Origin of the sequence: Salipiger sp. PrR002 (assembly GCF_010500775.1) — a bacterium.
Lineage (GTDB): Bacteria > Pseudomonadota > Alphaproteobacteria > Rhodobacterales > Rhodobacteraceae > Salipiger.
This window is the reverse complement of sequence record NZ_JAAGOU010000038.1, coordinates 1-18,724: the sequence shown is the minus strand read 5'-3', so window position 1 is coordinate 18,724 and position 18,724 is coordinate 1. Positions and strand designations below refer to the sequence as shown.

Below are 18,724 nucleotides of genomic sequence, written 5' to 3'. Positions count from 1 at the left end.
CGGGCGCAGCCGCGCCCCCTGCCCGTTGCTCCTGCCATCTCGGCATCACAGCGAGCTAGTGGGTTCCAGCAGGTACGGCAAGCAAAGAAATGGGACGCTCGCCTTACGGTAGCGCGGGGCGGCGGGGGCCGCCCGTCAGATCGGCATATTGTCGAAACGCGCCTCGATTTCGGCGTCTTCCTCGCTGCGCAGAAGCTCGCGCAGATGCGCTGGCATGTGCTGGCCACGCGCATGCAACTCTTCGGCGAGCCGCTGAAGCTCGGCCACCAGCGCCGCGTGTTCGGCCCCGGAAACCTCGCCCAATGCGACGTCAATCGCGTCGATCCGCCGCTTCAATCTGTCGTCCATGCGATGTGTCTCGGTCATGTGCCTTCTCCTCCATGTCCCAGCCCTGGTCCCAGCCTTGGTCCCACCCCGGCTGCGCGTCACGATAATCACGGCAGGCCGCCCAGAGCGGGCGTCGGCAATGCGTGCCTAAGAGCCGCCAGATGCCAATGGTCCCACGGCAGTCCGACAGCCGAGCCTGTGCGTGAATCATGCACCTTAAGCGTGAGCTTCACCATGATATGGGTCAATCGCAACGAATCCTTGAATACACATTCAGGTTTATCTATATGAGTTTCAAATCGGAGGATCAGACCATGATGTCACCTGAAGTTTCCGCCTTTTTCGACGAGGCCACCAACACCATCTCTTATGTCGTGCGCGACCCGTCGGGCACCGCCTGCGCGGTCGTCGACAGCGTGCTGGACTTCGATTACGCCTCCGGCCGCACCGACACCCGTTCCGCCGATGCGATCATCGCCTTCGTGAAGGAGAAGGGTTATAAGGTCGAATGGCTGTTCGAAAGCCATGTCCACGCCGACCACCTTTCCGCCGCGCCCTATATCCAGCGCGAGCTTGGCGGCAAAATCGGCATCGGCGAGCGCATCACCGTGGTGCAGGACACCTTCGGCAAAGTCTTCAACGAAGGCACCGAGTTCCAGCGCGACGGCTCGCAGTTCGACCGGCTCTTTGAAGAGGGCGACAGCTTTCACATCGGCCAGCTGCGCGGAGACGTGCTGCACACGCCGGGCCATACCCCGGCCTGCCTGACCTATGTGATCGGCGATGCCGCTTTCGTCGGCGACACGCTGTTCATGCCCGACTTCGGCACCGCCCGCTGTGACTTCCCCGGCGGCTCGTCCGAGACGCTCTTCGCCTCGATCCAGAAGATTCTAGCGCTGCCCGACGACACCCGCATCTTCGTGGGCCATGACTATAAGGCACCGGGCCGCGACGAATACGCGTGGGAGACCACCGTGGGCGAGCAGAAGGCGCTGAACATCCACGTGGGTGCTGGCAAATCGGCCGAGGAGTTCGTGCAGATGCGCGATGCGCGCGACGCCACGCTGGCGATGCCGAAACTGATCATCCCGTCGCTGCAGGTGAACATGCGCGCCGGGCAAATGCCGCCCGCAGACGAAAAGGGCGACGTCTTTCTGAAAGTCCCGGTCAACAAACTCTGACCGGACGCCTCATTTCCGCTCACGGACGGGGCGCGTGCCTCCGCAGACCTGCGGAGGCACGACACATTGTGCAGTGCAGGGCCGCACCAAGGCGGCCGAACGACAAGGAAACGCGCGAATGCAACCAGATTGGATTTGGGGCCTCATCGGCGGCCTGCTGATCGGCACCGGCGGGGCGGTCTATCTGCTCGTCAACGGCCGCATCATGGGAGCCTCGGGGATCATCGGCGGGCTGGTGGACGGATCTGCCGGTTCGACGAAATGGGAAAAGCTGAGCTTCATCGTCGGCGTCATTCTGCTGCCGATCCTGCTGCTGCCGCTCTATGGCACGGTCGACACCCATATCACCGACAACATCCCGGTGCTGGTCGCCGCAGGCCTACTGGTCGGCGTCGGCACGCGGCTGGCCAATGGCTGCACCTCCGGCCACGGGGTCTGCGGCATGTCGCGGCTCTCGGTGCGCGGCTTCGTCGCCACCTGCTGCTACATTCTCGCCGGCGGCGTCGGCGTGGTCCTGTTCCGCCACATCCTTGGAGTGATCTGACATGGGCAATTCCTCTGCAGCCCGCCTTTTCTTTGCTCTCGTCGCCGGGGGCCTCTTCGGCGCAGGTCTTTTCATCTCGGGCATGACCGACACCGCGAAGGTGCAGGGCTGGCTCGACGTCTTCGGCGCATGGGACCCGACGCTGGCCTTCGTGATGGGCGGCGCGATGATCCCCATGGCGCTGGCATGGCTCTTTGCCCGCAAGCGCACGATCTCGGCGCTCGGCACACCGCTGCCGCCCAAGCCGAGCACGCAGATCGACCGCAAGCTGGTCATCGGCTCGCTGCTGTTCGGTGTGGGCTGGGGCCTTGCGGGCCTGTGCCCGGGTCCGTCCATCGCCTCGCTGAGCTATGGCGGCACGGGTCTGTATATTTTCGTGGCAGCGATGCTCACCGGCATGGTCGCGGCGCCGTTGCTGCGCAGGAGACTCGACAAGCCGGTGGCGGCGGAATAATCCCAAGGCCATGGATCTGAACCGCATCACCCCCCGCTACACCGTCTCGCCGCAGATCGCGGTGGAGGATGTCCCCGCCCTCGCAGAAGCAGGGTTCAAACTGGTCATCTGCAACCGCCCCGACGCCGAGGTGCCGCCCGAACTGCAGGCCGAGACCATCGGCGCGGCGGTAACGGCAGCCGGCATGGAGTTCGCCGTGCTTCCCGTCACCCATGACGGGCTGACGCTGGATCTGATCACCCAGCAGGCCGAGCTGATCGAGAACGCAGACGGCCCGGTCTTCGCCTACTGCCGCTCGGGCACCCGCTGCGCCACCGTCTGGGCCATGGGTCAGGCTGGCAAACAGCCGGCGGATGACATCCTGCTGGCGACCGCCAAGGCGGGCTATTCGCTGGACGGGCTGCGCCCCACGCTGGCCGCCATCGCCGAGCGCGGCGGCGCCTAAGCCGCCAGCCCCACCCTCGAACGCACGACATGCGCTGCCCCTCTCGGGCGGCGCATGTTTGCATTTGCCTAAGCGATCTTTGTCTGAGCGCGCTTCCGCGGCGCGGCCGCGCCCGTGGGATCGGCTATTCCCTCCTGCGCCGCCCGCAGGTTAGGCTGCGGCAAAACAAGACCGGCAGACAACGCCACAGGCAGCGAGGGCACCCCATGAACGGCACGAGCAGCACGAACCACCGATGACGAGGGTCGGCATACAGCGCAGCGCCAAGCTGCCGGACGATTTGCGCGTCGCCCGCTCGCTCAGCGCGCCGCACCTCGGGCCGCGGCTGCTGTTCTTCAGCGGGGGCAGCGCGCTCAACCAGATCTCGCGCGCGCTGAAAAGCTACACCTACAACTCGGCGCATCTCATCACCCCGTTCGACAGCGGCGGCAGCAGTCAGGTGCTGCGCGAGGCCTTCGACATGCCCGCCGTCGGCGACCTGCGCAGCCGCCTGATGGCGCTGGCCGACGAGAGCGATCTGGGCCAGCCCGACATTTTCCGCCTGTTCAGCCACCGCCTGCCCAAGAACGGCGACGCCGAGGCGTTGCGGCAGGAGGTGGCGGCGCTGGTCGCGGGCAAGCATCCTCTGTTGAAAGCCATCTCCACGCCGATGGGGTTGCTGATCCAAGATTTCCTGAACGCCTTCCACGCCGCCGCGCCGACAGATTTCGACTATCGCAACGCCAGCATCGGCAACCTCATCCTTGCGGGCGGCTACCTCGGCCATGGGCGGCTTCTCGAGCCGGTGCTGTTCCTGATGTCGAAGATGGTGGATGTGCGCGGCACGGTGCGCGGGGTCGTCGATTGCAACCTGCACCTTGGAGTCGAACTGGCGGACGGGCGCAAGATTTTTGGCCAACGCGAGATCAGCGGCAAGGAAGCCCCGCCCATCGACACGCCGATTGCGCGCCTGTTTCTGAGCGAGCATGGCTGCGAGGTGCCCGCCGATTCGGTGCCGCTGCCCAAACGCAACCGCAAGCTCATCCGCCGCGCCGATCTCATCTGCTATCCGCCCGGCAGCCTGTTTTCTTCGGTGATCGCCAACCTGCTGCCCGCGGGCGTGGGGCGGACCATAGCGGCGAGCGAGGTGCCCAAGGTCTATGTCCCCAGTCTTGGACATGACCCGGAAGCGCTGGGGCTGAGCCTCGCCGACCGCGTGGCCGCGATCCTAGCGCCGCTGCGCGCTGATGCCGGGATGGACACGCCCGCGACGCGGCTGATGACCCATGTGCTGTGTGACAGCGCCGAAGACCCGAGCGCCTGCGCCGAGGTCAGCCAAAGGCACGGCATTCCGTGCCACCGCCTGCCGCTGCGCGGCGACGAGCCCGACCGCTACGACCGCAGCAAAGTCTGCGCGGCGCTGGTCTCGATGGTCTGACAGCGCGGATTGCGCGGGAGGCGCAGCCGCCCCCCACAACCGCTCTGCCAGATCAGCGGTAGCGCTTCTCAGTCACCTCGAAGGCACCAAGCTCTAGATCGCGGCAGAACATCTCGTGGTCCCGGCGCAGACGCTCGACCGCCTCTTCGGCAAAGCAAAGCATGTCGTCGATGAACAGCTCCCCCGGCTCCATCGCCTGCAGGATTGCCGGTTCGATGTCATAGTCGAGTTGCCCCAGATCGTCCGAGCGCGCATGCGCCTGCGCCAGCACGTAGCCGCAGGCATGAGCGTAGCGCTTCCATTCCTTCTTCGAGAAATCGTCGAGATCGGCGTCATTGCGGAACGGCGCGCGCTCGCGCGACATAAAACTTTCGCCCTCAATCTCGACGTTGCCGTAGAAGACGTCGCCCTGCGCCAGATGCACCGATTGACCGTGGGCGATGCGGTCACCCTGATCCCCGGCGTTGAAGTCATGCGCCGGAACCAGCCCCTCTAGCGCCGAGCGGCGGGCCTTCTTGAACTCGATGATGATGTCGTCGGTGGCATTCTCCGACGGCCCCTCGAGCAGAACGTAGAACCGCGGCAGACCCAGCGATGCCGTGCCCTGTCCGTGACGCATCGCCACGTCCTTCACCTTCAGCGGACCGTGCCGACCGCCCGGCTCGATGCCGTTTTGCTTGGCCAGCTTGTCGACCAGCTTCTGGAACTCGTCGCGGCGGCTCGACACCGGGGTCAGCTCGTCATTGGCGCGAAAACCGAGGCCGGTCTCTTCGAGATAACGCCCCTTCAGCCAGTCCTCGCGCGAACGGCGCACCTTCTTGAACAGCGGGCGGATGATGTCCGGGCAATTGTCCTCGCGCATCTCGCTCTGCTGCTCGGTGTTGTGCTCGGCAAAGAACTCCATGCCCTCTCGATAGCCCTCGAGGAATTTCTTGGCGATCTTGCGCTGCTTCTTGCGCCCCAGATCGCCCTCCTCTTCCGCCGCGATCAGAAAGCCCACGGCGCCACGTTTGAGGTCCCACACGAAGGGCGCATAGATCACATCGTCAAAATCGTTCACACCGAAGATCGGCACATTGTCGGCATTCGGCATGACCCCGAAATTGTCGGGATGCACGTCGCCGAGGCACAGCACGGTCGGCATCCGCGCATCATCCCCCGCCATGTCGCGGTGGAACAGCAGCGAGGTGCCCCGGAAAAACGAGAAGAAGCTGTCCGCCAGCACGTTGAACTTCTCCTCGGCGCCCGCCGCTTTCTGGTCGATGCGCACGGCGTGATCCTCGATGATCGTGCTGCGCACATGCAGACGCCGCGCCTGACCGGAAAGGTCGCGCGGACGGAAAACCACCGCCTCATCGTCCACACGCCGCGCCAGCGCCGCATAGTCCTGCGTGCGGCGCTGCATCGTGGTGACCGGCGCATTGGCGCCTGCGTCTGCCATCTTGGTGTTGCCGGTCTCGCCGCGCGGCTGCGATTTGCGGCTCTTGGACTGCGTGGTCTTGGACTGGGGGCGTTTGCTTTTCTGCGCGGTGCTCATCTCGGTCCTTTCGAATATCTGGCCATATCTGGGTTGCCTTCCCAACCGACGCAGCGACGCAGAGGTTCCCCCCAAAGCGTGTCGCGACAGGTCAGAGCCGAGGCTGCGTCTCCACGCAGGCGCTAAAGATGCATATCGAATGTATGATAAACTTCCGCGAGTTTCGGCTACGCTGCTCCCGTTATCCGAGCTGAATTGTTTTTCGAATCAAGTGTTTTGAACGCGCGCCAACGCGGCCCTTCGCGGCACACGCAGGCAGGCTCGCCCGCGCATCCACGGATGGCTCTGGACAGTTGGCGTGCCGATCCGCCGCAGGTGACCGATATGGGGATCCATCGCATGACGCCGCGTTTCAACGGCCTCCGGGCAGCCGAAACCCTGCGCCGCGATGTCCTGACCACAGCCAGCGGCTTTTCCTTCGCGCATCCGCGCGACCCATCCTCGGCGCCTTCGCGCGCCACCACCGAGGAGACCTACTCATGAGACATTTCCCAAGTATCGCCGCCGCCCTGCTCTTGGCCGCACCCGCGCTGGCGCAGGAAACCACCGGCGAGGCCATGGCCGAAGGCGGCAATGCGCTGGTCGGGCTGATCATCACGCTGATCATCGGCGCGGTGATCGGCTGGATCGCCAGCATCATCATGAAGGGCGGCAGCTCCGGGCTGGGGATGAACATCATTCTCGGCATCGGCGGCGCCTTGCTGGCCGGGTTCATCTTCCCGCTGCTGGGGATTTCCTTCGGCGCTGGTTTGATCCCGACGATCATCGCCGGTGTCATCGGTGCGATCATCCTGATCCTCATCGTCCGCCTGCTGCGCGGCGCGACCTGAGGCCACGCAGCGGCCAGTTACCCTCAGAAGACCGTTTTCAGACCAAAGGGAGAGACCCATGACCATTTTCGCGACGCCCGCCCGTGCCATGTTCGGCCTCGCTGCGCTTGCCGCACTTGCCGCCTGCGGTGGATCGGAACCCTCCGAGCCGAACACCCGCCCGGCCACCGATGCCGAGGCGGCCTGCCTGCGCGACGTGGCCGAGATGGCCGGAACCACCGACGTCACGCTGATGGGCAACTCCCTGACCGCCGACGGAATCCTCGTGCAGATCGGCGTCGGCCCGGACCGCGCAAAATGGTCGTGCCTCGCGCGCTCCGACGGCAGCACCAGCGAGATCATGTCGACCACCGACGAAGGCGCGATGTAGGGCGATCGGACGCCTGCCATGCGCGCTGTGCTGACCGGGCTGATCTGGGGGATGCTGCTGGCCTATGCAGCGGCGCTCGCCCTGTTTCTGCTCGGTCAGTTCGGGCTGATGGGCGTCGAGAGAGACCCGCTGTCCGGTGTCTTTCTGATCCCGCTCGGCCTGCCGTGGAACCGCATGATCGACGTCTTCCCGCAGCCCAGTTGGCCTTGGCTCGCGGCACTGGCGCCGCTGCTCAACATCGCCCTGCTGATCGCCTTGCGCGCACTTCTGCCCCGCCCCTCCCAAGCCCGGAAATAGCTGTTTGCCCCGCATGCCTTCTCGCCCCCTCCGCCCCGTGCCACAGCGCGGGATCAACGGCCCCGCCCGCACCGACAAACGCACGCCGCCGCTGCTGACCCGGCGCGGGCTGCTCTGCCTTGCCGCGCTCTCGGTCAGCCCCGCCGCTCGCGCCCAGCAACTGCCGCTGGAGATCGCGCGCATGATGCCCGGCGAGTTCACATGGCATCCAGAACGCGCGCCGCAAGGGGCGGTCGCCGTGATCATTTCGCTTCCCGAGCAGAGGGTGCATGTCTACCGCAACGGCGTGCGCATCGCGGTCTCGACCTGCACCACCGGGATGGAGGGCCATGAGACGCCCACCGGCGTGTTCACCATCCTGCAAAAGGACGTCGACCACCATTCGTCGATCTACAACAACGCCCCCATGCCCAATATGCAGCGCCTCACCTGGGACGGGATCGCGCTGCACGCGGGCAACCTGCCGGGCTATCCTGCGTCGCACGGCTGCGTGCGTCTGCCCTACGCGTTTTCCAAGCTGCTCTTCGGCATCACCCATCTCGGCACGCCGGTGATCGTCTCGGGCCACAGCAGCGACCCGTGGGAGCTCATTCATCCGGGGTTCGTGCTGGCGCGGCTCAGTCAGGCCGAGCTTGATGGCGCGGTGCGCGAGCTTGATGTGCGGCAGCGGCCCTCCGACTGGCCCGATGAATGGGACGAGGCCGAGCCCTATCCGATCACCACCGCGCTCGTCACCTCGCCCGACCGGCGCATCACCCTGCTGCGCGACGGGCGCGAGGTACTGACCGAAAGCTTTCTGCTCGACGACGACCGCCCCCTCGGCGAGCACGTACTGGTGCTGAGCGCCGCCGAGGCGGGCAAGTTGCGCTGGCTCGGCGTCACCCATCAGCCCGACCCAGAGCGCCCGCTGCAGCCCGAGACCAGCATCCTCGACCGGCTGATCCTCAACTCCGCCACCCGCGAGCGGCTGCTGACCTTCGCCCATCCGGGCCTGACGTTGGTGATCTCGGATATCGCCGCCAGCCCCGACCGCCGCTCCGAGCGCGGCTTCGTGATCATGCAAAGCGGCCTGCTCCGCTCGCCGCAACCGCAGGAGGCGCCGCGGCCATGACCCCCGCCCTCCTTTTGCGCGCGCTGATGGTCCTGCTGCTGCTCACCGAGATGGCGCAGGCGCAATCGACGCCGCAGAGCGCCCTCGTCTATGTCACCAGCCAGAGCAGCCTGCGGATGCGCGGCGGCCCCTCGACCGAGGCTTCGGTGATCGCCGAGTTGGACCCCGGCGCGCTCTTGCGCAATCTCGGCTGCGTTGAGGCGCCTGAGCCTTGGTGCCAGATCCAGAGCCTCGACGGGGCGCGCGCGGGCTGGGTTGCGGCAGACTATCTCGCGCCATTTGCCGGGGCCGATCCCGCCGCCCTCAGCAGCCCGGCGGTGCCCGCGACGGAACTGCGCGACCTCGATCTGCGCCCCGGACTGATTTATGGCACATTGGCCGCGGGCGGCATCCTCGATCTCGTCACCAGTGCGCCCGCCGATGAGGCCGTCACCCTGACGCTCGACGCACCCGGCAATATCGCCCTCGCGGCCTTCGTCCGCCCGGCGACCCTGCTGGCGCGCGGCGACGCGGGAACGCCCGTCACGCTGGTGATGCCCGAAGGCGGCGATCTGCTGATCCGCCTTGCCGACCGCAGCGGCGCGGGCGGCGACTGGCAGCTTCTCCTCGCCTTCGACTGATCCCGTTCATCTCGTCATACGCGCACGCAAGGGTTGACGGCCCCACCGCGCTCCGAAAGGATCACATCAAACGCTTTGCGCCGCCCAAGTCGTTTTCCGTCATATATTTTTCACTTCGGGATCGCCCATGATGCCCCTGCTTCGCGCCGTCCTTCTCCGCTCGCTGACCCTGTGCCTGCTCACTCTTCTGGCCGGTGCCGCCGCAGCGCAGGAGTATCTTGGATCCGAACGCTGCATCACCTGCCACGAGGCGGCAGGCGCGGCATGGGACGGCTCGCACCACGCGCTGGCGTGGACAGCGCCGACGACGGACAACATCAGCGCCAATTTCGACGGCACCGAGTTTACCCTTGGCGACATGCAGGCGCGCTTCAGCCTCACGGCCGATGGCACCCCCCATGTCAGCGTCACAGAACGCGATGGGGTGACCACCGAATATGACGTGCATTCGGTGATCGGCGTGGAGCCGCTGCAGCAATATATCCTCGAGACAGAGCCCGGCCGCCTGCAAAGCTTCGATGTCGTCTGGGACACCGAGAAAGGCGGCTGGTTCCATCTCTACCCCGAACAGAACTACGCGCCCGACGATGGGCTGCATTGGACCGGCCCCTACAAGACGTGGAACAGCCGCTGCGCCGCCTGCCACGCCACCGGCTTCGAGGCGGGCTATGATCCGCAGAGCCGCAGCTTCGCCTCGACGCAGCTCGAGATCGGCGTCGGCTGCGAGGCCTGCCACGGCCCCGGCTCGGCGCATGTCACCTGGGCCGAGACCTATGAGACCACCCAAAAAGCGCCGCCCCCGGCCTATGGCTTCACCGTCGACATGTCGCAGCCCGCGCAGATGATCGAGCAATGCGCCAGCTGCCATTCCCGCCGCGAGCCCTTTACCGAAGGCAACCCGCTGCCCGGCACGCCCTATCACGACAGCTACAACCTCTCGCTGCTGCGCGAGGGTGCCTATGAGGCGGACGGGCAGATCCTCGACGAGGTCTATGTCTACGGCTCGTTCCTGCAATCGAAGATGTACGCCGAAGGGGTCAGCTGCTCGAATTGCCACCTGCCGCATGAGGCCGAGCTGATCGCCGAGGGCAACGCCGTCTGCACCCAATGCCACAGCCCGGCGGGCAACCCCGAGTTCCCCTCGCTGCCGCTCAAGGTCTTCGACGGGCCCGAGCACACGCATCATCCCGAAGGCTCGGCAGGCGCGCAGTGCAAGACCTGCCACATGACCGAGCGCGTCTATATGGGCAACGACTGGCGGGCGGATCACTCCTTCCGCATCCCGCGCCCGGACCTCAGCACCGAGACCGATGCGCCCGACGCCTGCACCACCTGCCACGAAGACCAAAGCCCCGAATGGGCGGCGGCCAAGCTCGAAGAGTGGTTCCCAGAAAGCACCCACCGCGGCCCGCACTACGGCCAGATCCTCGCCCATGGCCGCCGCGATCCCGCCCGTGCCGCGCCCGAATTGCGCAGCCTGTCGCAGGACACCGATATGGCTGGCATCGTGCGGGCGACGGCGCTCTATCTGCTGGAACAGGCGGGCGATCCCTCCGAGGTGGCGGCGCTGGAGTCACTGCTGCAGGACCCCGATCCGCTGGTGCGCAGCGCCGCGGTGCGGCTGCAGCGCGTGGCCCCCGCCATGGAACGCGCGCCGCGCATCATGCAATCGCTCTCGGACCCGTCGCGCTCGGTCCGCATGGCCGCCGCGCAATCGATGCTGGATGCGCAAATCGCCCATATGCCGGGGCATTACGAACGGGCGCTGCGCAGCGCCTTTGCCGAATGGCAGGCCTCCATGGCCAGCCGTCTCGATTTCCCGGAAACCCACCTGCAAATGGGCGGCATGGCGCTGGTGATGCGCAATATGCCCGCCGCCGCCAACGCCTTTGCCGAGGCGACGCGCCTCGACCCGCAGCTCAGCGATGCCTGGATCATGCAGATACGCATCGCCTTCGCCACGGGCGACGAAGCGCAGGGACGTGCCCTGCTTGGCGAAGCGCTGGAGCAGGTTCCGGACAATATGACCCTGCAGATGATGAACGCCGAGCTGACCGGCCAGCAGATGGATCTGCTGCCGCCGCCCTCAGCGGACTAGCGCCGCCACCGCCTCCGCCAAGGGCGTCTCGCCATCGGTCAGCTCAAAGATCTCGCGCCGGATCTGCGGCGTGTCGATCAGCCGCGCCAGCACCGCCGCCACCGTGCCGCGCTTGACCGAGCCATAGGGGATCGCGGGCGACAGCCGCACGCCGCCGCCCTCCTCTTCGTGCAGCAGCGTGCCCGGACGCAGGATCACCCAGTCGAGATCGCTGGCCACAAGCGCGGCATCCGCCTCCTTCTTGGTCTTCATGTAAAATTCGAAGTTCGGGTTCGGATCCTTGCCGCGCCCCGCCTCGGGCATGGCGGAGACGAGGTAGACCCGGGCGATGCCTATCGCCTTCGCCGCGGCGATCATCTTCAGCGGCCCCTGCCCGTCGATCTCAGCGGTTCGCTCGAGCCCGCTGCCCGCAGCCCCGGCGGAGAAGACGATGACATGATGCCCCTTGGCCGCCGCCGTCATCTCTGCCGCGCCCATCGCCATCAGATCGCCCTGCAGCGGCGTGGCGCCCGCGGCGCGAAGCTCCGCTGCCTGCTCGGGCTTGCGGTGCAGCGCGGTGACCTCATGCCCTGCCGCGATGAGCCGCGGAAGAAGCCGATGGCCGACGCCGCCGGTGGCGCCAATGAGAAGAATGCGGGACATGAGAGGGACCTTTCCGTTTCGTCCCTCAAAACTGGTCCCCAAAACGGATTTCGCAAGAGCGAAGGGGCGACCCGCCCCCGGATCGCCCCCGGATTGCGCCCGGATCGCACCCAGGCCGCCCCCGCTTCTTCTCTTTAAAAATACGCCCGCCGGAGGCGGTCCCGCCGCTGCCGCAGGCGCAGCACAGGTTCAGCGCGCCAGCCAGCCGCCATCCACGTTCAGCACCGCGCCGGTCACATAGCGCGCCGCGCGCGAGCACAGATAGGCCGCGGTGCCGCCGATGTCCTCGGGATCGCCCCAGCGCCCGGCGGGGATGCGCGCGAGGATCGCCTCGGACCGCTCCGGATCGGCGCGCAGCGCGGCGGTGTTGTTCGTCGCAATATAGCCCGGCGCGATGGCGTTGACGGTGATCCCATGCGGCGCCCATTCGTTGGCGAGGATCTTGGTGATCCCGGCCACACCGTGTTTCGACGCGGTATAGGCAGGCACCCGGATGCCACCCTGAAACGACAGCAGTGAGGCGATGTTGACCACCGCGCCCTCTTCCCCCTTGGCGATAAGCTCGCGCCCGAAAGCCTGACAGGTGAAGAACAGCGCCTTCATATTGGTGTCGACCACCGCGTCCCAGTCGTCTTCGGAATAGTCGGTGCTGTCGGCGCGGCGGATGATCCCGGCGTTGTTGACCAGCAACGAATAGCCCGCATCCGTGAACACATCCCGCGCCGCCATCGGGTCGGCGAAGTCGAGCAGCAGCGACTCCGCTGAGCCGCCCGCCGCCTCGATGAGCGCGACGGTTTCGTCGCAGGCCCGCCGTCCGACGCAGGTCACCGACGCCCCCTGCCCGGCCAGCGCCACCGCGATGGCCTGCCCGATGCCGGTGTTGGCGCCGGTCACCAGCGCGCGCTTGCCCTCCAGCGAAAACAACCCGGCCATCAGCGCAGGTCCTTGGGCTGGATGAAGTCCATGTCGGTGTAATCGACGTTGTCGCCCGCCATGGCCCAGATGAAGGTATATTTGCCGATGCCCGCGCCCGAATGGATCGACCAGCTTGGGCTCACCACGCCTTCCTCGTTGGCGATGAACAGGTGGCGCGTCTCATCGGGCTCGCCCATGAGGTGCAGCACGCGGCTTTCCTCGTCCATGTCCCAGTAAAGATAGGCCTCCATGCGGCGGTCGTGGATGTGGCTGGGAATGGTGTTCCAGACCGAGCCCTCCTCCAGCGAGGTATAGCCAAGGATCAACTGGCAGCTTTCCATCACCTGCGGATGGATGAATTGCTTGATGGTGCGCTTGTTCGAAGTTTCGGGCGCGCCCATGGTCACCTCGACGCAATCGGCGAGGGTGATCAGCTTGGAGGGATAGGTCTTATGCGCCGGGCAGGAGGTGATGTAGAACCGCCCAGCCCCCGAAAAGCTGACCGCGCCCGTGCCCATGCCCAGATACAGCACATCGCCGCGGCCCATCTCGTAGGTCTGCCCGCCCGCCTCGACGGTGCCCGCCTCGCCGATGTTGACGATGCCCATCTCGCGGCGATCGAGGAAGTTCGGCGTCTTGGTTTCCTCCACCACGTCCAGCGTCAGCGTGCCGCTGCCGGGCACCGCACCACCCATGACGAAGCGGTCGTAGTGGGTGTAGACGAGACGGATCTCGCCCTCCCGGAACATGCCCTGCGCAAGGAAATGCTCGCGCAGCTCCTCGGTCCACATGTCGCGGGCTTGCGTCGGGTGGACGGCGTGGCGGGTTTCGACGGTCAGCATTGGCTTTCTCCCAAAAGGACTCCCGGCGCGGCAGGCTGCGTGGCCCGCTGGCGCCCCTCGCGCGCAAGGAAGCACGTCTGCGCCTCGCCTTCAAGATGTTATCATACAAGATGACGGATACATCTGATCTCCGCTCATTCACTGCACGCTTACGGGCGAAGCCCACACGCCTTGATGCGCCAAATTGGCCCAGATACAGCACATATTGCGGCAGGCGCGGCAGCAGACACCAAAACAGACGCAGCGCCCTTGCCATCTGTGGCGCCCCGCCGTGGACAGGCCCACAGAAACCTGTCATATATGTAGAACCTCAAAGGCAACCGGAAAGACAACGACGTGACCGAGCAGAAAGTCAAAACGGCCCGCCCCTCGCGCGGCAGCGGCAAGACGCTCGTGGAACAGGTGCGCGACCAACTGCGCGCGCAGATCGAGTCCGGCCAATACGCCCCCGGCAGCCGCCTGCCGAGCGAGGCGAAACTGACCGAGGAGTTCGACGTCAGCCGCACCGTGGTGCGCGAGGCCGTCGCCTCGCTGCGCTACGACGGGCTGGTCGAGCCGCGTCAGGGCGCCGGGGTCTTCGTGCTGGACGCGCGGCCCGAGATGGAATTACCGTTCCAGAACATCGACTTCGTGCGCATCTCTTCGATGATCGAGATGCTCGAGCTGCGCACCGCGGTCGAGGTCGAAGCCGCCGGGCTTGCCGCCCTGCGCCGCTCGCCCGCGCAGGATGAGCAGATTCTGCAGGCGCTCTCGGCCTTGCGCGCCAAGGCCGCCGCCGGAGAGCCCACCTCGCTGGCGGATTTCGAACTGCATCTTGCCATCGCCGATGCGACCAACAATCCGCGGTTTCGCGATTTTCTGTCGATGATCGGGGCCAGCGTGATCCCGCGCCATGCGCTCAGCGACAGCAGCGACGCCGCAACCGCCACCTATCTCAAGGCGATCGACGCCGAGCATGAGGCCATCGTGAGCGCCATTCTCGACGGCAACGAGGATGCGGCGCGGCTTGCCATGCGGCTCCACCTCAAGGGCGCGCAGTCGCGCTATCGCAACCTGCTGCGCAAGACCGGGCAGTGAGTCCCGCACCCAAGGACCTCAATATGAGCACATTTCCCGTCGTTTTCCCCGATACCGGCGTCGCCCGGCAAGTGCTGGCCGACAGCCCCGAACTGATGGTCGTCTCCTTTCGCTTCGAGAAAGGCGCGCAGGGCGCGCTGCATCACCATCCGCACGTGCAATCCACCTATTGCGAGAGCGGGCGCTTCACCTTCTTTCTCGGCGACGAAAGCTTTGAGGTGAAGCCGGGCGACAGTTTCGTCATCCCCTCGGGCGCCAAGCACGGCTGCGAATGCCATGAGGCCGGGCGGCTGATCGACTGCTTCACCCCGCGCCGGGACGATTTTCTTTAACCTCGACAACGCTGCGCCGTGACCCGAGTGAGCGCCTGCCCGTGGGGTGGCGCTGCACCCTTGGGCAGATGCGGTTTATCCTGGCCAAATCCGGACGACATGCGAAGGATGCGCGAGGATGACAAAGCGCCAGCCCGCAGGGACGGGCAGGCGCTCGCCCGGCGGCCTTCGGCCTTGACGCCGGGCCAACCCTACCCCTCCTCCAGCGCCCGCGCCTGATCGGCCTCATCCATGCCCATCACCTGCCCGTCCTGCGCGCGCTTCACCCGCTGCTGGTGGCCGCGCGGGCTGATGCCCATCTGCCGCTTGAACGCCCGGCTGAAGTAATAGGGATCGCCGTAGCCGATCTCGCCCGCCACCTGCGAGGGGCTCATGCCGCGCTCGAGCAGCGACATCGCCCGCTCCATCCGGCAGTACTCCTGATACTGGCGCGGCGTGCGGCCCAGGCGGTCGCGAAAGGCGCGGTGGAAATAATCGGCATTGTAGGGCGCGTCCTTCACCGCCTGCGCCGCCACCTCGGGATCGAGCGGCGCGGTCGAGATCTGCGCCGCCGCCTTCATCACCGCCAGATCAATCGCCGCCGCCCCGTCCAGCGGCACCGCCCCACCGTGGCGCCAGCCAAGGAAGGCGTCGTCGATGAAGGCGATCAGGAACACCATGAAGAGATGATGCTGCATCAGCGTCACCGAATTGGGTGGCGCGCTTTCGCGGTAACTGCGAATAAGCGGCGCCAGCTCATCCCAGCGCGACAGCCTTACCTTCCGCCGCAGATCCATCTGCGCGACAAGATCGGTGTCGCCGTAGATGCCAAGGGTGAAATGCTGCGCCAGCCCGGTGTAAAGCCCCTCTCCCTCGTTCCAACCGGTGAACCCCTCGCCCCGCCGCAGCAGCATCGCCTCCCCCGGCTCCAGCGTGACCCGCGCGCCGCCGATGAGGTAATCCCCCCGCCCCTCCAGCGCGATCACCAGATCCTCGACCGGGTTTTCCTTCTCGATCCGCCACAGCGACGAATGCTGCATGCGGATCGCCGAGCGGGTGAGCGTCAGGGTCAGCGCCGTCGGCGGCACGCGGTCGAGAATTGAACCTCCGATTTCATCCATCTTTTTCGCCATCCTGGTGAATTCAATCCGGCCTCGCCTTCTGCCAGTAATTCATCATACAACTGTGGAGGACCGCCTGTCACCCGCCAGCCCTGAGGAGAGGGCCAGCTGACGCTACGGGACCGGCGATTTCCGCGCAGTTTGGGAGGACACATGCTTATTTCGCCGAAGTCGGCTGCCGTTTCGGTGGGCCGCGGCAAAGGAGGCCGCTCATGACGCGCAAGCGCGCTCTGGGGCTTGGCTACCTTTCGCCCTACATCATCGGACTTCTGGTCTTCACGATGATCCCCTTCGGGGCATCGCTCTATCTCAGCTTCACCGACTACAACCTCATGTCGGCGCCAAGATGGACGGGACTGGAGAATTACATCGATCTCTTCACCAAAGACCGGACGTTCCGCCGCTCGCTCTCGGTGACGCTGATCTATGTGTTCACCACAGTGCCGCTGAAGCTCGCCTTCGCGCTCTTCATCGCGTACATCCTCAACTATAAGCTGAAGTTCATCAACTTCTTCCGCACCGCCTTCTACGTGCCCTCGATCCTTGGCGGGTCGATCGCCATCGCGGTGCTCTGGCGCTACATTTTCGCCTCCGAAGGGCTGGTGAACATGATGCTGACCGGCCTCGGCTTCGAGGCGGTGAACTGGTTCGGCGATCCGCAGAACGCGCTGTTCACCATCACCCTGCTGCGCTGCTGGCAGTTCGGCTCGGCCATGGTGATCTTCCTTGCCGCGCTGCAGTCGATCGACAAATCGCTCTACGAGGCCGCCGAGATCGACGGGGCCAGCAAGGCGCATTGCTTCATCTTCATCACCATCCCGCTGATCACCCCGGTGATTTTCTTCAACCTGATCATGCAGATGGTCCAAGCGTTCCAAGAGTTCAACGGCCCCTACATCATCACCCAAGGCGGCCCGCTGAAGTCCACATACCTCTTGCCGATGTACATCTACGACGAGGCCTTCCGCCGCTTTGACATGGGCTATGCCTCGGCCATCGCCTGGGTGCTCTTCGTGATCATCATGGTGCTCACCCTCGCGGCCTTCTGGTCCTCGAAGAAGTGGGTCTACTACGCCGGCGACAAGCGGAGCTGAACATGACCGATATTTCACACGCCTCCGATGTCCTCTCTGCCGGTGCCGACGGCCTTGCAGAGGCCCGCGCCGCCAACGCCCGGCAGGTCCGCAACGCCAAGATCTCGGCCGCGCTGCGCTACATCATCCTCTTCGGGGTGGGGCTAATGATGCTCTACCCGCTGATCTGGCTCGTTGGCGCGTCCTTCAAGACCAACGCCGAGATCTTCGCCAACCCCGGCTTCATCCCGCAAGAGCCCACCACCGAGGGCTACGTGAAGGGCTGGGAGACCTCTACCCCCTACACCTTCGGGCGGTTCTTCCTGAATTCCTTCCTGATCATCCTGCCCAAGGTGATCGGCACGGCGATCAGCTGCACGATGGTGGCCTATGGCTTCGCCCGCTTTGACTTCCCGCTCAAGAAGCTGCTCTTCGGCTCGGTCATCGCGATCCTGCTGCTGCCCAACGTGGTGACCCGCATCCCGCAGTACCTGCTGTTCCGCGATCTCGGCTGGCTCGACAGCTTCCTGCCGCTCTGGGTGCCCTCTGCTTTTGCCGGTGACGCCTTCTTCGTCTTCATGCTGGTGCAATTCCTGCGCGCCATCCCCGGCGACATGGAAGAGGCGGCGCGGGTCGACGGCGCGAACTCTTGGCAGACCCTGGTGTTCATCGTCGTGCCGATGCTGGCCCCGGCCCTCATCTCGGTGTGTCTGTTCCAGTTCATGTGGACGATGAACGACTTCCTCGGCCCGCTCATTTACATCAGCTCGGTCGACAAATACCCGGTCAGCCTTGCGCTGAAACTCTCGATCGACACGACCGAAGCGTTCGAATGGAACCGCATCCTCGCGATGTCCGTGCTCACCATCACGCCCGCGCTCATCGTGTTCTTCATGGCTCAGAAATACTTCATCGAAGGCATCTCTGCCGGTGGGGTGAAAGGATAATCCAATGGCACGTCTGCAACTCAACAAGCTCGAAAAGGTCTATGGCGGAGCCTTCAAGGCGGTGCATGGGATCGACCTCGACGTGGAAGAAGGCGAGTTCATGGTGCTGGTCGGCCCCTCGGGCTGCGCCAAATCCACCACGCTGCGGATGATCGCGGGGCTGGAGGAAGTGACCAGCGGCGAGATCCGCATCGGCGACCGCATCGTCAACGCCCTGCCCCCCGGCAAGCGCCGCATCGCCATGGTGTTCCAGAACTACGCGCTTTACCCGCATATGAAGGTGCGCTCCAACCTCGCCTTCGGCCTGCGCCTTGCGCATGTCCCGAAGGCTGAGCGCGAGGCCGCCGTGCAGGAGGTCGCCCGCATCCTCGAAATCGAGCCGCTGCTCGACCGGCTGCCAAAGCAGCTGTCGGGCGGTCAGGCGCAGCGCGTGGCGCTTGGCCGGGCGCTGATCAAAAAGCCCGAGGTGTTCCTCTTCGACGAGCCGCTCTCGAACCTCGACGCCAAGCTGCGTATGCGCCGTTTCCGCCCCATTGATTTGGGACGTTTTTGCCGTGTGACGTCT

Annotated in this window: 23 protein-coding genes; 17 read left to right on the top strand and 6 right to left on the bottom strand. The window is 65.5% G+C overall.

Going from position 1 to position 18,724, the window contains the following annotated elements; genetic code table 11:
- Positions 1-135: 135 nt before the first annotated feature.
- A complete protein-coding gene (locus G0A00_RS22990) occupies positions 136-366 on the bottom strand; it encodes a hypothetical protein (protein ID WP_083191366.1) in 231 nt (76 codons plus the stop codon).
- A 278-nt stretch (positions 367-644) separates the two neighbouring features.
- Here G0A00_RS22990 and G0A00_RS22985 point away from each other — a divergent pair, with 278 nt between their 5' ends.
- The 5 genes from G0A00_RS22985 (at position 645) to G0A00_RS22965 (ending at position 4,368) form a co-directional block, all read left to right on the top strand.
- Positions 645-1,508: an MBL fold metallo-hydrolase gene (locus tag G0A00_RS22985; RefSeq protein ID WP_164184621.1), complete on the top strand. Its 864-nt coding sequence runs from the start codon at positions 645-647 to the stop codon at positions 1,506-1,508.
- Between the two features lie 118 nt (positions 1,509-1,626).
- Positions 1,627-2,052: a YeeE/YedE family protein gene (locus G0A00_RS22980; protein ID WP_066109565.1), complete on the top strand. Its 426-nt coding sequence runs from the start codon at positions 1,627-1,629 to the stop codon at positions 2,050-2,052.
- A 1-nt stretch (position 2,053) separates the two neighbouring features.
- Positions 2,054-2,506: a YeeE/YedE family protein gene (locus G0A00_RS22975; protein WP_164184601.1), complete on the top strand. Its 453-nt coding sequence runs from the start codon at positions 2,054-2,056 to the stop codon at positions 2,504-2,506.
- Positions 2,507-2,516: 10 nt separating this feature from the next.
- Positions 2,517-2,951 (top strand): TIGR01244 family sulfur transferase, encoded by a 435-nt coding sequence (locus tag G0A00_RS22970; protein WP_164184600.1) that lies wholly within the window; start codon positions 2,517-2,519, stop codon positions 2,949-2,951.
- Positions 2,952-3,186: 235 nt separating this feature from the next.
- Positions 3,187-4,368 (top strand): GAK system CofD-like protein, encoded by a 1,182-nt coding sequence (locus G0A00_RS22965; RefSeq protein WP_164184599.1) that lies wholly within the window; start codon positions 3,187-3,189, stop codon positions 4,366-4,368.
- A gap of 52 nt (positions 4,369-4,420) precedes the next feature.
- Here the strand turns inward: G0A00_RS22965 and G0A00_RS22960 are convergent, their stop codons facing one another.
- Positions 4,421-5,905 carry a DUF2252 domain-containing protein gene (locus tag G0A00_RS22960; protein WP_164184598.1) on the bottom strand — a complete coding sequence of 495 codons (1,485 nt, stop codon included), beginning with the start codon at positions 5,903-5,905 and terminating at the stop codon, positions 4,421-4,423.
- Positions 5,906-6,184: 279 nt separating this feature from the next.
- On the opposite strand from G0A00_RS22960, the gene G0A00_RS22955 reads away from it, so the two are divergent.
- The 7 genes from G0A00_RS22955 to G0A00_RS22925 all read left to right on the top strand — a co-directional run bounded on the left by G0A00_RS22955 (position 6,185) and on the right by G0A00_RS22925 (position 11,231).
- Positions 6,185-6,388: a hypothetical protein gene (locus tag G0A00_RS22955; protein ID WP_164184597.1), complete on the top strand. Its 204-nt coding sequence runs from the start codon at positions 6,185-6,187 to the stop codon at positions 6,386-6,388.
- Complete coding sequence (locus G0A00_RS22950; protein ID WP_235953285.1) at positions 6,385-6,735, top strand: GlsB/YeaQ/YmgE family stress response membrane protein; 351 nt, start codon at positions 6,385-6,387, stop codon at positions 6,733-6,735. Before G0A00_RS22955 ends, G0A00_RS22950 begins: the two co-directional genes overlap by 4 nt.
- Before the next feature lie 58 nt (positions 6,736-6,793).
- Positions 6,794-7,105, top strand: a complete 312-nt coding sequence (locus G0A00_RS22945) for a hypothetical protein (protein ID WP_164184596.1) — start codon at positions 6,794-6,796, stop codon at positions 7,103-7,105.
- Between the two features lie 18 nt (positions 7,106-7,123).
- The gene (locus G0A00_RS22940; RefSeq protein WP_164184595.1) at positions 7,124-7,402 is read left to right on the top strand and encodes a hypothetical protein; all 279 of its coding nucleotides are present in this window, start codon (positions 7,124-7,126) and stop codon (positions 7,400-7,402) included.
- Positions 7,403-7,415: 13 nt separating this feature from the next.
- On the top strand, positions 7,416-8,513 hold the full coding sequence (locus G0A00_RS22935) for a L,D-transpeptidase (RefSeq protein ID WP_164184594.1): 1,098 nt from the start codon (positions 7,416-7,418) through the stop codon (positions 8,511-8,513).
- A complete protein-coding gene (locus tag G0A00_RS22930) occupies positions 8,510-9,133 on the top strand; it encodes an SH3 domain-containing protein (RefSeq protein WP_164184593.1) in 624 nt (207 codons plus the stop codon). The genes G0A00_RS22935 and G0A00_RS22930 overlap by 4 nt, the downstream gene beginning before the upstream one ends.
- Before the next feature lie 127 nt (positions 9,134-9,260).
- Positions 9,261-11,231: a multiheme c-type cytochrome gene (locus tag G0A00_RS22925; RefSeq protein ID WP_164184592.1), complete on the top strand. Its 1,971-nt coding sequence runs from the start codon at positions 9,261-9,263 to the stop codon at positions 11,229-11,231.
- Here G0A00_RS22925 and G0A00_RS22920 read toward each other — a convergent pair.
- The 3 genes from G0A00_RS22920 to kduI all read right to left on the bottom strand — a co-directional run bounded on the left by G0A00_RS22920 (position 11,220) and on the right by kduI (position 13,630).
- Complete coding sequence (locus G0A00_RS22920; protein ID WP_164184591.1) at positions 11,220-11,873, bottom strand: NAD(P)H-binding protein; 654 nt, start codon at positions 11,871-11,873, stop codon at positions 11,220-11,222. The genes G0A00_RS22925 and G0A00_RS22920 overlap by 12 nt on opposite strands.
- Positions 11,874-12,062: 189 nt before the next feature.
- A complete protein-coding gene (gene kduD / locus G0A00_RS22915; protein WP_164184590.1) occupies positions 12,063-12,806 on the bottom strand; it encodes a 2-dehydro-3-deoxy-D-gluconate 5-dehydrogenase KduD in 744 nt (247 codons plus the stop codon).
- Positions 12,806-13,630 (bottom strand): 5-dehydro-4-deoxy-D-glucuronate isomerase, encoded by an 825-nt coding sequence (kduI, locus tag G0A00_RS22910; RefSeq protein WP_164184589.1) that lies wholly within the window; start codon positions 13,628-13,630, stop codon positions 12,806-12,808. The genes kduD and kduI overlap by 1 nt, the downstream gene beginning before the upstream one ends.
- A 336-nt stretch (positions 13,631-13,966) precedes the next feature.
- Here kduI and G0A00_RS26915 point away from each other — a divergent pair, with 336 nt between their 5' ends.
- Together G0A00_RS26915 and G0A00_RS22900 are read left to right on the top strand one after the other, a co-directional pair.
- Positions 13,967-14,707: a FadR/GntR family transcriptional regulator gene (locus tag G0A00_RS26915; protein WP_368667739.1), complete on the top strand. Its 741-nt coding sequence runs from the start codon at positions 13,967-13,969 to the stop codon at positions 14,705-14,707.
- A gap of 23 nt (positions 14,708-14,730) precedes the next feature.
- Positions 14,731-15,039, top strand: a complete 309-nt coding sequence (locus G0A00_RS22900) for a cupin domain-containing protein (RefSeq protein WP_066110457.1) — start codon at positions 14,731-14,733, stop codon at positions 15,037-15,039.
- A 191-nt stretch (positions 15,040-15,230) separates the two neighbouring features.
- On the opposite strand, the gene G0A00_RS22895 is transcribed toward G0A00_RS22900, so the two are convergent.
- Complete coding sequence (locus tag G0A00_RS22895) at positions 15,231-16,139, bottom strand: AraC family transcriptional regulator (protein WP_164184588.1); 909 nt, start codon at positions 16,137-16,139, stop codon at positions 15,231-15,233.
- A gap of 212 nt (positions 16,140-16,351) precedes the next feature.
- Between G0A00_RS22895 and G0A00_RS22890 the strand changes: the two genes are divergently transcribed.
- The 3 genes from G0A00_RS22890 to G0A00_RS22880 all read left to right on the top strand — a co-directional run.
- Positions 16,352-17,233 carry a carbohydrate ABC transporter permease gene (locus G0A00_RS22890; RefSeq protein ID WP_066109530.1) on the top strand — a complete coding sequence of 294 codons (882 nt, stop codon included), beginning with the start codon at positions 16,352-16,354 and terminating at the stop codon, positions 17,231-17,233.
- Positions 17,234-17,235: 2 nt separating this feature from the next.
- Positions 17,236-18,159, top strand: a complete 924-nt coding sequence (locus G0A00_RS22885; protein ID WP_164184587.1) for a carbohydrate ABC transporter permease — start codon at positions 17,236-17,238, stop codon at positions 18,157-18,159.
- 4 nt (positions 18,160-18,163) lie between these two features.
- Positions 18,164-18,724 (top strand): ABC transporter ATP-binding protein (locus G0A00_RS22880; RefSeq protein WP_164184586.1); only part of this gene is annotated, 561 nt, incomplete at its 3' end.

Bases quoted from the DNA above. Each gene is read 5' to 3' on its own strand.
- G0A00_RS22990 (WP_083191366.1), bottom strand. From the start codon at position 366: ATGACCGAGACACATCGCATGGACGACAGATTGAAGCGGCGGATCGAC.
- G0A00_RS22985 (WP_164184621.1), top strand. From the start codon at position 645: ATGTCACCTGAAGTTTCCGCCTTTTTCGACGAGGCCACCAACACCATC.
- G0A00_RS22980 (WP_066109565.1), top strand. From the start codon at position 1,627: ATGCAACCAGATTGGATTTGGGGCCTCATCGGCGGCCTGCTGATCGGC.
- G0A00_RS22975 (WP_164184601.1), top strand. From the start codon at position 2,054: ATGGGCAATTCCTCTGCAGCCCGCCTTTTCTTTGCTCTCGTCGCCGGG.
- G0A00_RS22970 (WP_164184600.1), top strand. From the start codon at position 2,517: ATGGATCTGAACCGCATCACCCCCCGCTACACCGTCTCGCCGCAGATC.
- G0A00_RS22965 (WP_164184599.1), top strand. From the start codon at position 3,187: ATGACGAGGGTCGGCATACAGCGCAGCGCCAAGCTGCCGGACGATTTG.
- G0A00_RS22960 (WP_164184598.1), bottom strand. From the start codon at position 5,905: ATGAGCACCGCGCAGAAAAGCAAACGCCCCCAGTCCAAGACCACGCAG.
- G0A00_RS22955 (WP_164184597.1), top strand. From the start codon at position 6,185: ATGGCTCTGGACAGTTGGCGTGCCGATCCGCCGCAGGTGACCGATATG.
- G0A00_RS22950 (WP_235953285.1), top strand. From the start codon at position 6,385: ATGAGACATTTCCCAAGTATCGCCGCCGCCCTGCTCTTGGCCGCACCC.
- G0A00_RS22945 (WP_164184596.1), top strand. From the start codon at position 6,794: ATGACCATTTTCGCGACGCCCGCCCGTGCCATGTTCGGCCTCGCTGCG.
- G0A00_RS22940 (WP_164184595.1), top strand. From the start codon at position 7,124: ATGCGCGCTGTGCTGACCGGGCTGATCTGGGGGATGCTGCTGGCCTAT.
- G0A00_RS22935 (WP_164184594.1), top strand. From the start codon at position 7,416: ATGCCTTCTCGCCCCCTCCGCCCCGTGCCACAGCGCGGGATCAACGGC.
- G0A00_RS22930 (WP_164184593.1), top strand. From the start codon at position 8,510: ATGACCCCCGCCCTCCTTTTGCGCGCGCTGATGGTCCTGCTGCTGCTC.
- G0A00_RS22925 (WP_164184592.1), top strand. From the start codon at position 9,261: ATGATGCCCCTGCTTCGCGCCGTCCTTCTCCGCTCGCTGACCCTGTGC.
- G0A00_RS22920 (WP_164184591.1), bottom strand. From the start codon at position 11,873: ATGTCCCGCATTCTTCTCATTGGCGCCACCGGCGGCGTCGGCCATCGG.
- kduD (WP_164184590.1), bottom strand. From the start codon at position 12,806: ATGGCCGGGTTGTTTTCGCTGGAGGGCAAGCGCGCGCTGGTGACCGGC.
- kduI (WP_164184589.1), bottom strand. From the start codon at position 13,630: ATGCTGACCGTCGAAACCCGCCACGCCGTCCACCCGACGCAAGCCCGC.
- G0A00_RS22900 (WP_066110457.1), top strand. From the start codon at position 14,731: ATGAGCACATTTCCCGTCGTTTTCCCCGATACCGGCGTCGCCCGGCAA.
- G0A00_RS22895 (WP_164184588.1), bottom strand. From the start codon at position 16,139: ATGGATGAAATCGGAGGTTCAATTCTCGACCGCGTGCCGCCGACGGCG.
- G0A00_RS22890 (WP_066109530.1), top strand. From the start codon at position 16,352: ATGACGCGCAAGCGCGCTCTGGGGCTTGGCTACCTTTCGCCCTACATC.
- G0A00_RS22885 (WP_164184587.1), top strand. From the start codon at position 17,236: ATGACCGATATTTCACACGCCTCCGATGTCCTCTCTGCCGGTGCCGAC.